The sequence below is a fragment of the Mesorhizobium sp. YR577 genome, from assembly GCF_900116595.1.
Classification (GTDB): Bacteria; Pseudomonadota; Alphaproteobacteria; order Rhizobiales; family Rhizobiaceae; genus Mesorhizobium_M.
On record NZ_FPBI01000019.1, the window covers coordinates 102,125 to 117,864 of the forward strand.

The window sequence follows — 15,740 nt, forward strand, 5'->3', positions numbered from 1 at the left end:
GTGGAGTTTGCCGGCTACCAGACTTGCTAGAGAAACAGCAGCGCCGGGCTAAGCGACCCGAAGGATCGGCGACGCCGGATGCCGCCCGCAACAGCAGGGGCGGCATCCTTTCCGTTGCCGAAGCGATACTCGCCGAGCGGGGTGGTTCGGCGCTGACCATCGATGCGGTGGCCAAGGCAGCCGGCCTCAGCAAAGGCGGCGTGCTCTATCATTTCCCGTCCAAGGCATCCCTGATCGAGGCGCTGATCGACCGCTCCATCGCAGCGATCGACGCCGTGTTCCTGGTCGCGGAAAAGGGAAGGGCGGCCAGCGAAGACACGACGACGTCTTATGCGGTGATACGCCGGCACCTCGAGAGGCAACCGATAGAGTTGCATTCGTGCCTGATGTCGCTGACGAATGCGAGCGCCCTTGAAACCTATCGCCGGAAGCTTCTTGAGCTTGCCGGGCAGCGGGTGGCAGCCGGCATCGACCGTGCGACAATGGACACGGTCCTCATCATGCTTTTCGGCGTACTCGGCAAAAGGTTGCTGCGTTTCGAGCTCCGCTGAACTAGCTCGTCCGGGCACCTGGCAGCACGAAGCTGTGTGACAGTGCTCAGGTGGCTTGTGCTTTCTGCACTAAAGCGAAGTCAGCATATGCTCGCGCTTTTAGCCCGTCTTGTACTCAAGAAACCATCTTTACAAAAAGGCCCGTGACCTGGTGGTCACGGGCCTCACTTCAACCTTGGCTGTGAAGCCGATTAGAAGTTGCGCTGGAAGCGGAGGAAGCCGCCAACGCCGTCGTCGATCTTGACCTTGTCATCCGTGTGAGCGGAGAAGTAGGTCACTTCCGGGGTGATCTTCAGGCCCGGAACGAGTTCGTAGGCCACGTTGGCAGCAACGGTGACGTCTTCGTTCTCGAAGTACGATGCCTGAACGTTGAAGGTAGCCTTCTCGTTCAGCTTGGCCGAACCGCCACCCCAGACAGCCCAGTTACCGCCCCAGGTCTTGTACCAGCTGCGGGTGACATTGTCGTCAGAACCATAGCCGGCCATGACCCACAGGTTGATGGTCTCCGTAGCCTTGACGTCGAGGCGAACCTTGCCGGCCCATTCTTCGTAGACCGAGTCGTAACCGACGACGCCGGACACGCCGCCCCAGCCCTGCGTATAGGCTGCACCGACCACGACGTGCGGAATGTAGTCGTCGAGCGTGTAGTCGTCGGTGCCTTCTTCAAGAGCGACTGCAGCCGAGAAGCCGTTGGCACCAGTGTAGGTGTAGGAGATCTGGTGCGTGTCCCACGGACCGTAGCCGCCGAGCATGTCATCAGCAATCACGTCGCCTGCATAGAGATTGTTGACCAGCGTCGTGAACATCGAGTCGGTTTTACCAACGCGGAAGCCGCCGAGTTCGATATAGGCGTGGTTCATCTTGGCCGTGGTACCGCCGGCAAACGAATCGCCATACTGAAGAATCTCGCCGGTGTCTTCATCGACGATATTGGCAGTCCTGCGGCTATCCCAATCGAAGTTGAGGTGCATGTAGGCGCGCAGGGTGCCGAGTTCGGTTTCCGAACGCGCATCGAGCTGAATCGCCGCGCGAGCACGCTTGTAGTAGGTGTCGTTCAGCTTGGTGTCGCCATTCAACGCGTCAAGCTTGTCACGGACGTCCGTCAGGCCACCGTAGTCGCCCTTGCCGACGCCGATGTCATAGCGCATGTAGCCACCGACGCGCAGGCAGGTCTCGGTGCCGGGGATGTAGTAGAAGCCGGCGCCGTAGACGTCGCATACGCGAACGTATTCCATCGGCTCCGGCTCGGCGACGACGACAGCGTCGGCCGCGCGGGCGCCTGAGACTGCGGTAAGGGCCGCAACTGATCCCAATAGTAACCCTCTAATATTCATACCAATTAACCTCCAGTTAAAATCGCAAGCGGACCAACCGCCGCTACTCAATGCCTACCTTTAACATTGGCGCTAGATCAAAGGACAAGATTGGGGGTATCTGCTGGAGCACTAAGCGTGACAATTATGCAACGTATCGGAGTGTGGCGAGCGCACCATAAGGTGGATTAAGTGTATGTAATATCGATGAAAATAGACATTTCCTAAAATGGCGAAGGCTGCGGCTTTCATTGGATCGGCCGCTGATCTCCGGAGGCGAAGGCGCTTGGCCACCGCCGCGCACTCAAAGTTGGCCAATCGTAGTCTAACTTATTTCCTCAGGCAGAGTATTTTCTGAAAAACAACAACCAAATATGTCCTTTGACTGGCCATAGGCAGGGGCGCAATATAAGTTTGCCTCTGGCTCACGTAGAAGGACTGCTTGAGTTGGAAGGCGGTTGATGCGTTCTGACCTCCAGTCAACGCACCAAAGCCCCGCTCTTCCCTGAGCGGGGCTTCTTTCGTTTCAGGGTCTAGGGCGAAAGATTCTAATGAACCCGAAATGGGTCTATGGGAAGCAGGTCATAGTCACCATTGGCGAGATGAAGATCGAACTGCGCCCGCGCGACATTCAGTGCAACGATGTTCTCAAAGAAAGCCTCAAGCGGCGGCAATATCTGAACGCGGCGGCCACCGTCTTCCAGCAGGCTTACAAACCCACCGGCCTCCGCCTTTTTCATCAGGCGCCTTACGTGTGTTCTCGACAGTCCAAACAGGGACCCGACTTCTTCGAAGGGGAACTCGACGATATCATCGGCAGTAGATTGGCTCGTACCTTTCAGAGACATCAGCTTGAGCAGCAGAATCTTCCCGCCGTCGGAAGTGTCGAATATCTGTGAGCCTGGAAGGTCGCGGGTAAACGAATTGGTGATTAGTAGAGAATGAATGCTGTTGGCAAAGGAGCGCTCCAGCACGTCCTCATTCGTATCGATCAATTCACAATATCTTCTGGCGGGGAACAGTGCGTCGGCGACGGCGAGATTGGCACGAAGAAAGCCTTCGACCTCCTTTATGAGCTGTTCGGTGGGGCGAATGCTTCGCCACCGGCGATCCCTGGAATTTTCCGTGCGCGTTACCAGGCCGACCCTCTCCAGAAGCACGATGTTTGCTGCGGTGGTATTCCTGCTGCATAGGTTCATCGCGGTTGTCAGGTTTTGTATGGAGGAGAGGAAGGGGCCGGTCTTTTCCGTTTGTTCGAAATAGAAGGACAGGATTGCCGTGCAGATCGTCTGTCGCGCCACGTTGGCGATCGCCCTGTTGATCAGATAGCGCCCTTTGTACAGGTCCACCATATTGCGGGCATAGTCCGATGCCGCCGCCGCGAAAGCGGGATTGCATCTCAGTATGCGCATGCGCTGCTTGAACCACTCCACACCTGTCTCGTGACTGATGAGCCGCTCGGCCTGCGCAGACTCAAGGTAGCGGACAGGTACATTCATCGTGAGCCCTCCATTCAGTGGCGGATGCTGCCTCAACAAGCAACGAAGCCACTGCAGTTATCAAAACGCATTCCGAAGCCGAGCCATGCGCAAGCTCTTGCTGGTCATTCTTCCGGACCCCACTGAACGCCAACAATTGAATCTGACAGCTATGCGACAGCCGCCCGCTTGAAGCTGGATGCTCATCCCCGTATGCGGGATTTAAGTATGGCTTGAACGGCGTTCAATGTTGCGTCAGCAGCGTTAAACGATGCACGGGCATACGCAGGCTGCGCGCGACTGCATGATGACGAAAACGTGTTCAAAAAGTGCTGCAAATCGGGCAGTCAGGAGAACGTTTCCGTGATCAGGCCATGGTGCTTCAACTTCTCGTTACTCTGCCTTGGACGGCCTGATTGTCGCCTTCAGGCTTGCAGGTTCCTACGCGAATCTGTAGGCGCATGACGCCCGATATCCCTAGCGTCATGGAGTGAATACGTTGAAACTGAAGGTTGCGATTCTTGCCGTTGGTCTGGCTTTTTCCCTGGCGACATATGCCCATGCCGATGACGGCATGGTGGCCTTCGACAAGGGTGAATATGAGACAGCACTAAAGTACTGGCAACCGTTAGCGGACAAAGGCGAGGCGGCTGCGCAATATGGTCTCGGGCTTTTGTACGAAGGCGGCACCGGTGTCGAGCAGGACGCCGCCAAGGCGCTCGATCTCTACAGGAAATCTGCGGACCAAGGATATGCCCTGGGGCAGAACGCGCTGGGTCATATGTATCAGATAGGGCTCGGCGTCGAAGAAGATCCGGCACAAGCCGTCGCCTGGTTCCGCAAGGCTGCAGATCAGGGACTGGCCAAGGGCCAGCGTAACCTCGGCTTCATGTATTCGAACGGCATTGGCGTCGAGGAGGATGATGCGCAGGCCCTTACGTGGTTCAGCAAGGCCGCAGACCAGAATGATGCATGGGCTCAATACTATCTCGGCAACGTCTATTTGAACGGCTACGGCGTGGAGCAGGACGACGCGCAGGCGGTGACCTGGTATCGCAAGGCGGCCGAGCAGGACAATGTCGAAGCCCAGAACGCTCTTGGGCTTTCCTATGAGCTTGGCAACGGCGTTTCCCAAAGCGATGAAGACGCGGTTATCTGGTACCGCAAGGCAGCGGAACAGGGCGATGCCCGCTCGCAGATGAGCATCGGCAACATGTATCTCGAAGGGCGCGGCGGATTGTCGGAAGACGCAGCCCAAGCTGTCGAATGGTATCGAAAGGCGGCTGACCAGGGTTATGACGTAGCCCAGGACAATCTGGGGCTCCAATATGCTGCCGGCAATGGCGTCTCCAAGGACGAAGCCCAGGCGGTTACCCTGTTCCAGATGGCGGCCGAGCAAGGATATGCGAAGTCGCAATACAATCTCGGCGTGATGTACAATCTGGGGCTGGGGGTCGCCCAGGATACGGACCAGGCGATCTATTGGTGGCGCCAGGCAGCCGATCAGGATCTTGAAAGCGCGAAAGAAGCCCTCGACGCCGCCGGGGCCAAGTAAGCTGCGGCGGACTTCCCTCCATGCTGACCCGAAGACTCGGGGTCAGCATGGGGGAGGGCATAGAGACCTATTCGCCCTTCACCAACTGCTCGAACAATGGCGCGAGCAGCTTTGCCAGGACCTCCGGATCGGCCTCAGCCAACGCGTCGAGGCGGATCGACTGGCGCATCATCTGAAACCCAGCGACCAGCGACAGGATCAGAGCGGCACGCTGCTCTGCGTGGCGCCCTTGAAGTGCGTTCGCGATGGTTTTCTGGTGGCCGGCTTCGATTGCCGCTCGCCCGATCTCGGCTGCGCGTGAACTCGATGCCGAATTCAAGAGAATAAGAAAACCTTCAAGCGGCGTGTCGCCTGCGCGGGTGATTTCGACCAGCGCGCGCGCTATCGCTTCGCCCGGATGTTCCGATCCAAACACAGCGTCCGTGGCGATCGTGGGCGTGGCGTTTGCCGCCGCAATCGCCTCGGCAAACAGCTGTTCCTTGCCGCCGAAGTAACGGTTGACCAGCATCGCGGTGACGCCGGCTCCCGCCGCGATTTCGCGCACGCCTGCCCCATCATAGCCGGCCCGGGCGAAGACGTTGCGCGCCGAGGTTAGGATCGCCTCGCGCGTGGATGCGGCGTTGCGTTTGCGGGATTCGGGTCTGATCGTCATCTTGAAACTCTACAGGTGTAGACTTATTTGTCAAACAGAAGTATACACATGTAGACTTATCTAACAATGGTGAACGTGATGACGCAGACGGTGCTGGTGACGGGCGGGAACGGATTTGTCGGGGGATGGTGTATCGTCGAGCTGCTCCGGCAGGGCTTTGCCGTTCGAGCCACCGTCCGGGACATGCGCAAGGCAGAAGCGGCGCGCGTAGCGGTTGGCACGCAAACCAGCACGGACCGGCTGAGCTTCGTGGTGGCCGACCTGATGCAGGACGACGGTTGGGACGCGGCGATGGTGGGCATCGACTACGTGATGCATGTTGCCTCGCCGCTGCCGATGGGCGCCTTGCTCGATCGCGAGGCTTTGGTGCCGGCGGCAAGGGACGGCACGCTACGGGTCTTGCGCGCAGCGGTTAAGGCTGGCGTCAAGCGGGTGGTGATGACGTCGGCTTCGGCGACGACGCGCCAGCCGCTGAACTCGAACACGGTGAGCAACGAAACGATGTGGGCCGACCCTGCCGACCCGCAGTTCGATGCCTATCGCGTCTCAAAGATCAGGGCCGAGAAAGCGGCGTGGGAATTCATCGGCGCCTCGGGCGGCAAGACCGAGCTGGCGACGATCCTTCCGGGAGCGGTGTTTGGCCCGGTACTCACGACAGACAGCATCGGATCGGTGAAGATCATCAAGGACTTGCTGGCAGGGCGACCGGCCGCGATGCCGCAGCTCGGCTTCTGGGTCGTGGACGTGCGCGACCTGGCGGACGCACACGTAAGGGCTATGACCTCAGCGAAGGCAGGGAATGAGCGGTTAATCGTTGCCGGAAGCTTCCTGTGGATGGCGGAAATCGCAAAGATCCTGAGAGAGAAGCTCGGTGCAAAGACGCCGACGCCGGTGCTGCCCAATTGGGTTGTGCGGCTCCTGGTGCCATTCATGGCCGATCTTCGAACCCTGGCACCCCTGGTCGGGCGAAAGTTCGAGATGGATACCGGTAAGGCGCGGCGGGTGCTCGGCATCGTCCCGCGACCGATAGAAGAGACCCTGGTGGATTGCGCGGGCAGCCTGACCGCAGCGAGCGACTGACTAGGCGAGCTTCCATCTCAACCCCGCAATGCGCCGGGCGGCACTCCAGTTGGGATGGCCGGTACAGTTTTGCTCAGGAGCCGGCCAGCCGTTGACTTTTTCTTTCTCGTGAAATATTTCACGAGAAAATGGAGGACTCAACAGTGGACAATCAGGCGACCAGAAAACTTCGTATCGCGGTCGACATTGGCGGGACATTTACCGACCTGGCGGCCTTCGACGAAAGCGGCAAAACCTTAGCTTTCGGCAAGGCGCTTTCGACTTACGACGATCTTGTGCGCGGCATCGCCGACACAATGTCGGAGGCCGGGGTCGATGCCGGCGAGGGGGTTCTCTTCCTGCACGGGTCTACGATCGTCATCAACAATCTTCTTGAGCGCACCGGCGCCAGAACCGCTCTCCTGATTACGGAGGGGTTTCGTGACATCTACGAGATCGGGCGCATCAACCGTCCCGATGCGTACAACCTCCATTTCAAGAAACATCAGCCGCTGGTGGCCCGCGCGGATCGCTTCGAGATCGAGGAACGGCTGCTGGCAAACGGCGCGGTCTTCAAGCCGCTCAATGAGGATCAGGTTCGCTCCGTCGCCAAAGAACTGAAAGAGCGTCGCGTCGAGGCCGTGGCGGTTGCGCTTCTGCATTCCTACCGAAATGCCGCGCACGAAAATCGGGTAAAGGAAATCCTTTCCGAAGAGCTTCCCGGCGTTTTCGTTTCCGTATCCTCCGAGCTCAGCCAGGAGTACCGCGAATTCGAGCGGACCTCCACGGTCGTGGCGAATGCCTATGTCGGTCCGCGGGTGCAGGGCTATCTCGGCGAACTGGAATCTCATCTTACCGATGATGGCTTCAAGGGGCGGTTCTTTGCCGTTCAGTCCACCGGAGGTCTTTTCCCGGTCTCGGATGCGCGCCGCATGTGCGTGAACATGCTGGAGTCGGGGCCTGCCTCCGGTGTCATCGGCGTCAGCGCCGTGGCCAAGCATCTCGATCTCAAGAATGCCATCGCTTTCGACATGGGCGGGACAACGGCCAAAGCCGGCCTGATCCGCAATGGACAGCCCCTCACGACGAGCTCCGCAAAAATCGGCGCTTACGGCAGCGATCTGCCGATCCAACTGCCCATGATCGACATCTTCGAAGTGGGAACCGGCGGCGGCAGCATTGCGCGCGTCGAGGCCATGAATGCGCTGCGCGTCGGACCGCGTAGCGCCGGTTCGGCGCCCGGGCCTGCCTGCTACGGCCGAGGCGGGACCGAGCCGACGGTGACCGACGCGAATCTGGTGCTGGGCCGTCTCGATCCGGACCATTTCCTGGGCGGTGCCATGAAGCTCAATCACGAGGCGGCGACCGAGGCCATCAGGCAAAAGATTGCGGATCCTCTCGGCATTTCCATAGAGGGGGCCGCCGAGGGCATCCTGCAGATCGCGGCGACGACCATGTCTTACGCGGTCAAGGGCGTGACCACGGAGCGGGGCCTCGATCCCGGCGGTTTCGCCATGCTGGTCTATGGTGGCGCAGGGCCGCTGCATGCTTCGGCCATCGCACGTGAACTCAGCATCGGCCGAGTGATCATTCCCTATTCGCCAGGGCATTTCTCGGCCTACGGCATGCTGTTTGGCGATCTTCGCTACGATTTCGTGCGCTCGGTGTTCCGGACACTCGATCCAACGATCCTTGGTGAACTGGAGGATGCATTCCTGGTGCTCGAGGAGCAGGGGCGATCCGCCGTCGACAACGCCAGTGCGGGCGAACTGCCGGTGGTTTTGGCGCGCTCGGCGGATATGCGTTACCGCGGTCAGGAACACGCCGTGACGGTCGACCTTCCTGCCGAACTCAGCTTCTCGCGCGACGCCGATCGCATCAAAGCTGCCTTTGATGCGGAGCATCTACAGCGCTACGGCACATCCGCTCCCCGCGAGGAGGCAGAAATCGTGAGCCTCAGGGTAACCGCCTATGGGCGCATGCTGGCCCCGGAACTCAAGCCGCGCCCGCTTTCGGACGTGCCCGGCGATATCGTCCCCTCGCGCGTGAAACCTGTGCACTTCGGCGCGGCAGGCTGGCTTCAGACTCCGGTCCACCTGCGGGAAAGCCTTGTACCCGGCGCCAAGCTCGAGGGCCCGGCGCTCATCGAGGAGCACGCTTCGACAACCGTCATCTGGCCCGGCGATGGGCTGGTCATCGATGCCTTCGGCAACATCGATGTAACGATTGGAGAGATCTGATGCTGCTTGTCAAACAGGAATCCATGCTGCCGGCAGCTTCGGCCGACGTCAGTCCCGTCATCGTCGAAATCGTGCGCAACGGCATCATCTCCTTGACCGAAGAGATGAAGATCAACCTGATGCGCACCGCCTACAACATGATCATCTATGAGGCGCTGGATTTCACCGTCGGCCTCTATTCCACTACGGGCGAAACGGTATCGATCGGCCTGGGGCTTCCGAGCTTTGTTCGGGGCATGTCAGAAACCGTGAAAGCCAAGATTGCGCACTTCGGACCGGACGGCATTCACCCCGGGGATGTTCTGGTCACCAATGATGCCTACGTTACCGGAAGCCATCTCAACCACATTACCTTGACCAAGCCGATTTTCTGGAACGGGCAGATCGTGGCCTACGCCTGCTGCATGGCGCATTGGGTGGATATCGGCGGAGCCAAAGGCGACATCACCTCCGACATCTTCTCCGAGGGGCTGCAGGTTCCGATCTGCAAATATATCTCCAACGGCCAGGTCAACGAACTGCTGGTAGACATCATCCGCATGAATGTCCGCATGCCGGATCTGGCGATCGGCGATCTTCGGGCACAGCTATCCGCCGTGGAAACCGGCGAGCGGCGTATGCTCGAGATGATGACCCGCTACGGCGGCGACAGCGTGCTTAAGTCCATCGACGCCATCATGGACCACAGCGACCGGACGGCGCGAGCCCGTGCAGCGGAAATTCCAGACGGCATTTATGAAGCTGAATCTTTCATGGACGACGACGGCATCAGCAAGGGTGTTCCGATCCCGATCCGCGTCAAGGTCATCGTCAAAAAAGGCGAGGTGACGATCGACCTTTCCGGTCTCAGCCCACAGGTCCGCGGTTACTATAATTCCGCTGGCGCAACAGGCATCGCCTGCGCGCAGGTTGCCTATAAATGCCTGACCACGCCAGAGGTCTATCCGGTCAACGATGGCGCTTTCCGGAACCTGAAGGTGATCTGCCCTGAAGGAACCGTGGTCAGCGCCAAGCGTCCTGCCGCCATGCGCTGGTGGATGGCCATACCGATGACTGTGGTCGACACGATCATCAAGGCTCTTGCGCCGGTTATACCGCAAAGAGCCGCAGGAGGGCATCACTCCGACCTTGCCGTCATCGAGTTTCGCGGCATCGATCCCCAGACCGGTCGATATTTCGTGGCTGCCATCGGCCCGACTGGTGGCGGGTGGGGCGCCAAGGCCCAGGAAGATGGCCACCCCGTCACCGTCGCGAGCAATGACGGCGATACGCATAACAGTCCGACCGAGCGCATCGAAGCGAAGTATCCCCTGCTCGTGGAACGGTATAGCCTGCGCGAGAACAGCGGCGGAGCCGGTCAATATCGCGGCGGCCTTGGTGCCGACATCATAATCCAGGCGCTCTCGCCGGTGGAGGTCAGCACACCTGTCGAGCGTACGCGGTGTAAGCCGTGGGGCATCCTTGGGGCCGGCGATGCGATGGCCAACCGCGTGACGCTTTACCGAAATGGTGAATGGCAGGAGCTGGATTCTGGCAAGGTCGCAAACGTGCTTCTCAATCCCGGTGACAAGATCAGGGTCGAGACGGGCGGGGGTGGAGGTTTTGGCGATCCGCGCACCAGAGCGCACGAAGCTATTGAAGCTGATATTCGTAACGGATACATCAGTCTCAGCCATGCCATGGAGGCGTACGGGTACCAGCCGGGTTGACGTCGCACGCTCCATAAGGGACGAGAGACAATGTCAATACGCAGTCCCATGACAAGCTTGGCGCCGGTGCGTGGACGCCCCCGCGCCAGTGACGACAATCCTTCCGGAATTGCAGCGCTGGATGTTGGTCTCGAGATACTCCGGGTGATTTCGGAACATCACGGCGCGATAGGTCTCTCAGATTTGTCGCGCCTGACGGGGGAGAAGCCGAACAGGCTCCACCGGTATCTGGTAAGCTTTCGGGAGAGGGGCTTTCTTTCCCAGGCCGAGAACTCCGGTCTTTATGATCTTGGCCCGCAAGCCTATGCGCTGGGTCTTTCCGCTCTGAGGCGGTACGATCCCATTCGGGGTGTGAGAGAGGCGACGGTCGCGATCCGCAATGCGACCGGAAATCAAACCAATCTCTATGTCTGGACGCCCCGGGGCCCCACCCTCATAGCTTCGGAGCAGGGCATCCACTATTTCCCGGTGATGATCCGGCCCGGCACGGCTTTGCCACTGGCCGATTCGATCACCGGACTTGTTTTTCTGGCCTGGACAAGTCGGGACAAGACACAAGCCTTGTTCGACGAAGAGGTCTCGATGGCCGCCCGCGACGGCATTTCGATCGACGTCGCCGGGATCGAGGCTCAATTGAAGGAAATCCGAAAGACGGACGTCTACTGGAGCAACCGTGCGATCATCTCGCACAACGGCGCGGTCATGCCATTGTTCGACGACAGCGGCGAAGTTGCCTGCTGCGTGACGACCGTCATTCCAAGGGGGATGCGCGATGCGCAAACCCAGGAGGCGACGGAAAAGGCCTTCAAGAATGCGGTGGAGAATCTGCCGCTAAAAACCGCCTCCCGAGCTGGGCGGTTGCTCTAGGTCTTCCCGATTGATGGCGCGACGCGTGTGACGCTGGCCTGCCCGGCCGTCAATCGTACTTACTTCTTCAATGCCAGCATATGTCCGTCTGCAACCTGAGAAGGCGCGGTCGAACCGTCTCGCGCGGTAGCGGAAGTAACTCCTCGTCACTTCGTTTTCGCCCGGCGCGGCGGCCCTTACTTGACGTTTCGCAAATTACGTGAAATATTTCACGATATAGCGAGTATCGAGTGCGGAGGGCATTGGTTCGATGAAGCTGGCGACTATCCAGGAAGGCAACTGGCCCGTGGCGGCCGTGATGGTAGGGGACGAGCTGCTTGTCCTTTCCGGCGATCACGGCGACCCGCAGCTTGCCGGCTTTCCGAGCACCGTGATCGGCCTGTTGCACGATGGCCCGGAGACTATGCGGCGCCTGGCGGACGTAATCGCGCGATTGGGCAATGACAAAGCTCGTCTTGCAACGCTCCGCGCCGCAGGAGCATTGCGGCCTTATGACGAAGACCTTCTTTTGGCGCCCATCCCGATCCCCGGCACCATGTTTGCGGCCGGGCTGAACTATCTCGATCATCTTGAGGAAATGGGCAGCCCGATTCCGAAAGAGGCCTATGTCTTTCACAAGAGCGTTGCATCCATAACGGGACCACGTTCGGCGATCGCCCGGCCGGTCGGCCACACCGGAATGGTGGATTGGGAAGCGGAGCTGGCGGTCGCAATAGGTGTCGAGTGCCATCGCGTGTCGGAAGCCGACGCTCTCTCGTACGTGGCGGGCTACATGGTCGCCAATGATGTCTCAGCGAGAGATTGGCTGGATCCTGTTTTCCAAAATCCTGGAATCATGGAGCCGATCGTCAACTGGGACCGGAACATGATGGGGAAATCTTTCCCGACCTTCTGCCCCCTGGGCCCGGTTCTGGTGACGGCCGACGAGATCCCGGATCCTCAAGTCTTGCCGATCCGCTCCCGCGTGAACGGAAGCGTCATGCAGGAGAGCAATACGCGCCTGATGATCTTCTCTGTCGCGCAGATCATTGCGCATTTGTCCCGCTGGTACGTGCTGCGGCCGGGCGACGTCATTTTGACCGGAACTCCGGCGGGGGTCGGGGTCGGGCGCACGCCTCGCATATTTCTTCAGGGGGGAGATGTCGTCGAGGTGGAAATTCAGGGCTTAGGCCGCGTGGTGAATTCAGTTCAGTAAATCGGCCCCGCATCGCGGGGTTCTCTGCAAATGCCCATGGGAGGGAAATCATGACCATATCTAACCCTGCACTGATGAGTGAGGGAGGGATCACCGGCACGCGCGGCGTGCTGCGTGAGCAAGGCGACGCGGTTGGCTTGCTTGCCCGGGTGGAAAGCCTGCCGCCGCGCGGAGTGCTGGTGCGCGCCAGGGTGCTAATCGGCGTTGCGACATTCTTCGATGCGTTTGATGTTCTGGCGATTGCCTATGTGCTGCCGACATTGGTCGGCCTCTGGGAACTGACGCCGCAGCAAATCGGCTTGCTGATCTCCTCCGGTTTTGCCGGTCAGTTGATCGGAGCCCTGTTTTTCGGCTGGCTTGCCGAGCGTGTAGGACGACTGCCGGTGGCAACGGTTACGGTCGCGATCTTCGGCGTTTTCAGCCTCGCCTGCGCCTTTGCCCCCAGCTATGGCTGGCTGCTGGCACTTCGCTTCATCCAGGGTGTCGGACTCGGTGGTGAGGTGCCGGTCGCGGCGGCATATATCAACGAACTTTCCCGAGCCCGCGGCCGCGGTCGCTTTTTCATGATCTATGAATTGATCTTCCCGCTTGGCCTGTTGCTGGCGGCGGGATTGGGGTCTTGGCTGGTCCCGCGTTTCGGCTGGGAATCCATGTTCGTTATCGGCGCGCTGCCCGCATTTCTTGCGCTGTTCCTTCGCCGCGCTTTGCCGGAATCGCCCCGTTGGCTGATCGACAAGGGTCGCCTGACGGAGGCCCGCGCCGCACTTGAGCGGATCGAACGGTCTGCGGGCGTGACACCGTCTCACGCCGCAGCAGCAGCTGCTGCGCCCATACAGATCGTCGCTCCCGACGTGCAGGCACCACGCCGTCTGGAACTCCTGCGTGCCCCATATCTCGGCCGAACACTGACGGTCTGGGCCATATGGATTAGCGCCTATTTCATCACCTATGGCCTCACGGCCTGGCTGCCGACGGTCTATCGCACGGTCTTCAAGCTGCCCGTCGAGACGGCGCTGCAATACGGGCTTCTCACGAGCTTCGCAGGCTTCCTTGGATCGGCCCTTTGCGCTTTCCTGATCGACAAGGTCGGTCGGCGTCTATGGATGACCGTGGGGCTGATCGTTGGTGGCGTGCTTCTCAGCGTGGCCTACTTCGTCGGCGTCAGCGATGTCCGCATCGTTCTTATGACGGCGTCTTCCGGGTACTTCTTCATCGCATCGGTGGCTACCATGCTCTATCTCTATACGCCGGAGCTTTACCCGACCCGCATGCGTGCCTTCGCCTCGGGCGCAGCCAGCAGCTGGCTGCGCATTGCATCGATAGCAGGGCCGACAATCATCGGTAGCCTGATCGCCAGCGGCGGCCTCGACGTCGTCTTCGCTATGCTCGCGCTCGTCGCTATAGCCGGCGGCGTCGTTGCGATGCTTTTCGCAGTCGAAACGTCAGGTCGGCAACTGGAGGAAGTATCTCCTTGATACGACAAGTGCGGGAGGTGGGTGAGCGATTGTCGTCCACTGCCGCATGCGATCGGCGGAGGTGCCGCTGACTTTTAAGTTGGCGCCTCCGCGGCTGAATAGAAATACTTATGCTGCACGACTACCGGTTAGCCAGCGGAAGGCGCGACGGATGAATTCCTGGCCACCTTCGGTTATCGGGTCTCCGTGGGCCATCAGCACTTTTTCGGCGGGCCAAGCCAAAATCCGCCGAATGGAGGCGCGCGCGGCGTGTCGGTCGGTAAAGGCGACACGAAATTTTCGCGGCACTGACGGTTCGGTGGCTACCATCAGATCCAGCCGGGCTACGATTGCTCGCCAGCCCTTGAACCATTCGGGGCGGAAGTGCTGAATGAGATCGGTGAACAGCACCGTTGCGCTTTTGCGGTGAAAGAAGACGACTTCGGTCGTGATCCGGCTGCCGCGCATTATGACCAGGTCGATATCATTCACCCAGTCCGCAATCACGACATCGTCCAGGTCGCCATCAAACCTGATGTCCTTGCGCTTCTGGCGCAGGCCCGGCGGCGCATACACCTTGGCGGCCGGGTAGGCGCGCTGCCAGTCATCAAGAAATACGTGATGAAGCGAGTTGGGTGGGATCAGGTAGCGCGCCTCGCCCAAAGCGTCGACCTCTGTGCGAAGGTCGTCGGAGAGCTGCGTCGGCGACCATATGAAGAGTTCCCCGCCGGATAATCTGATGACAGCCATGCGCGTGGGGTAATGAAAGCCGGCGGCGGCTGTGACGGTTGGACCGTCTGCGATCCAGATATCGGGACCGAATTCCTTGAGAACAGCAACCATTTCCTGCAAAGTTCCCGATCGATCTAAAAGTTTACATATGAGTAAATTTACACTAGAGTATAAAAATGGCAATACCAAAGCGAACGGAGCGGTCGCGAACGCTCATCCTCGATGCCGCCGACCTGGCATTCCGGGAACTGGGGTTTGCCGACACGTCCGTGGAGGAAATTGCAACGCGCGCCGGGTTGACCCGCAAGACGGTCTACAATCTGTTCGGCTCGAAAGAGGAAATCGCCTTGCAGCTTATCGCCCGCGTGGAAGCGGGCGATGCAATCTATCGCGCCCACATGGAGGCGAGCGAAGACGTATTTGCTCTCCTTGAGCTTGTCTTTCTCGACAGCGCGCGCTGGTGCATGGCCAATCCCTCGATTGCAAGGCTTGCCCTTGCCCCCACAGAGAGACCGTCTCTCGAACCGCCGACTGGTCGCCCGACGTTCCAGCGGCTCGTAAGAGACCTTCTGGTGCTTGGCCAACGACAGGGTGTCATTCGCAAGGACGAGGATCCCAATTTCATGTCGCTGGTTCTACTCGGTATCTATGCGCAGGCCATGCTTACGGCCCTTTCCGGTGGGCCGTTCAGTGAGGATGATATCCGGCGCCTCATCCGCATTGTCGTCGAAGGCATTGGCGAACGATCCTTGTCCTGAATAGCGGCTCAGGCTTTGCCATATGGCAGGCGGCTCGGCGCGCCTAACGTCAGTTGCACCTCAACGTTACGACGACCCGTCATCATGTTTCATTTATGGAACGTGATGACGACAAATATCAAGTCTCCTCAACACCTCGTTCCATCCGTATCTTCCACAACGAGCAATCAAGCTCGT

General features: G+C 59.6%; 13 protein-coding genes. 9 read left to right on the forward strand and 4 right to left on the reverse strand.

Annotated elements, in window-relative coordinates:
- Window positions 1-23: 23 nt before the first annotated feature.
- Window positions 24-551, forward strand: a complete 528-nt coding sequence (locus BM413_RS24295; RefSeq protein ID WP_244538002.1) for a TetR/AcrR family transcriptional regulator — start codon at window positions 24-26, stop codon at window positions 549-551.
- 191 nt (window positions 552-742) lie between these two features.
- Here the strand turns inward: BM413_RS24295 and BM413_RS24300 are convergent, their stop codons facing one another.
- Together BM413_RS24300 and BM413_RS24305 are read right to left on the reverse strand one after the other, a co-directional pair.
- Window positions 743-1,864, reverse strand: coding sequence for a porin (locus BM413_RS24300; protein WP_348272932.1), 1,122 nt, complete (start codon window positions 1,862-1,864; stop codon window positions 743-745).
- Between the two features lie 548 nt (window positions 1,865-2,412).
- Window positions 2,413-3,363: a helix-turn-helix domain-containing protein gene (locus BM413_RS24305; RefSeq protein ID WP_091917439.1), complete on the reverse strand. Its 951-nt coding sequence runs from the start codon at window positions 3,361-3,363 to the stop codon at window positions 2,413-2,415.
- 478 nt (window positions 3,364-3,841) lie between these two features.
- Between BM413_RS24305 and BM413_RS24310 the strand changes: the two genes are divergently transcribed.
- The gene (locus BM413_RS24310; protein ID WP_091917440.1) at window positions 3,842-4,897 is read left to right on the forward strand and encodes an SEL1-like repeat protein; all 1,056 of its coding nucleotides are present in this window, start codon (window positions 3,842-3,844) and stop codon (window positions 4,895-4,897) included.
- 67 nt (window positions 4,898-4,964) lie between these two features.
- On the opposite strand, the gene BM413_RS24315 is transcribed toward BM413_RS24310, so the two are convergent.
- Window positions 4,965-5,549: a TetR/AcrR family transcriptional regulator gene (locus BM413_RS24315; RefSeq protein WP_091917441.1), complete on the reverse strand. Its 585-nt coding sequence runs from the start codon at window positions 5,547-5,549 to the stop codon at window positions 4,965-4,967.
- A 78-nt stretch (window positions 5,550-5,627) separates the two neighbouring features.
- Between BM413_RS24315 and BM413_RS24320 the strand changes: the two genes are divergently transcribed.
- The 6 genes from BM413_RS24320 (at window position 5,628) to BM413_RS24345 (ending at window position 14,094) form a co-directional block, all read left to right on the forward strand.
- The gene (locus BM413_RS24320; RefSeq protein WP_091917455.1) at window positions 5,628-6,629 is read left to right on the forward strand and encodes an SDR family oxidoreductase; all 1,002 of its coding nucleotides are present in this window, start codon (window positions 5,628-5,630) and stop codon (window positions 6,627-6,629) included.
- A gap of 143 nt (window positions 6,630-6,772) precedes the next feature.
- Window positions 6,773-8,848, forward strand: coding sequence for a hydantoinase/oxoprolinase family protein (locus tag BM413_RS24325; RefSeq protein WP_210188966.1), 2,076 nt, complete (start codon window positions 6,773-6,775; stop codon window positions 8,846-8,848).
- Window positions 8,848-10,557: a hydantoinase B/oxoprolinase family protein gene (locus tag BM413_RS24330; protein ID WP_210188967.1), complete on the forward strand. Its 1,710-nt coding sequence runs from the start codon at window positions 8,848-8,850 to the stop codon at window positions 10,555-10,557. The genes BM413_RS24325 and BM413_RS24330 overlap by 1 nt, the downstream gene beginning before the upstream one ends.
- Before the next feature lie 66 nt (window positions 10,558-10,623).
- Window positions 10,624-11,424 carry an IclR family transcriptional regulator gene (locus BM413_RS24335; protein WP_244538004.1) on the forward strand — a complete coding sequence of 267 codons (801 nt, stop codon included), beginning with the start codon at window positions 10,624-10,626 and terminating at the stop codon, window positions 11,422-11,424.
- A 250-nt stretch (window positions 11,425-11,674) separates the two neighbouring features.
- Window positions 11,675-12,619: a fumarylacetoacetate hydrolase family protein gene (locus BM413_RS24340; protein ID WP_091917444.1), complete on the forward strand. Its 945-nt coding sequence runs from the start codon at window positions 11,675-11,677 to the stop codon at window positions 12,617-12,619.
- Window positions 12,620-12,669: 50 nt separating this feature from the next.
- Complete coding sequence (locus tag BM413_RS24345; RefSeq protein ID WP_091917445.1) at window positions 12,670-14,094, forward strand: MFS transporter; 1,425 nt, start codon at window positions 12,670-12,672, stop codon at window positions 14,092-14,094.
- Between the two features lie 108 nt (window positions 14,095-14,202).
- Here BM413_RS24345 and BM413_RS24350 read toward each other — a convergent pair whose 3' ends face one another.
- Complete coding sequence (locus BM413_RS24350; protein WP_091917446.1) at window positions 14,203-14,916, reverse strand: DUF4336 domain-containing protein; 714 nt, start codon at window positions 14,914-14,916, stop codon at window positions 14,203-14,205.
- Between the two features lie 65 nt (window positions 14,917-14,981).
- On the opposite strand from BM413_RS24350, the gene BM413_RS24355 reads away from it, so the two are divergent.
- Window positions 14,982-15,563, forward strand: coding sequence for a TetR/AcrR family transcriptional regulator (locus tag BM413_RS24355; RefSeq protein WP_091917447.1), 582 nt, complete (start codon window positions 14,982-14,984; stop codon window positions 15,561-15,563).
- The last annotated feature ends 177 nt before the right edge of the window (window positions 15,564-15,740 follow it).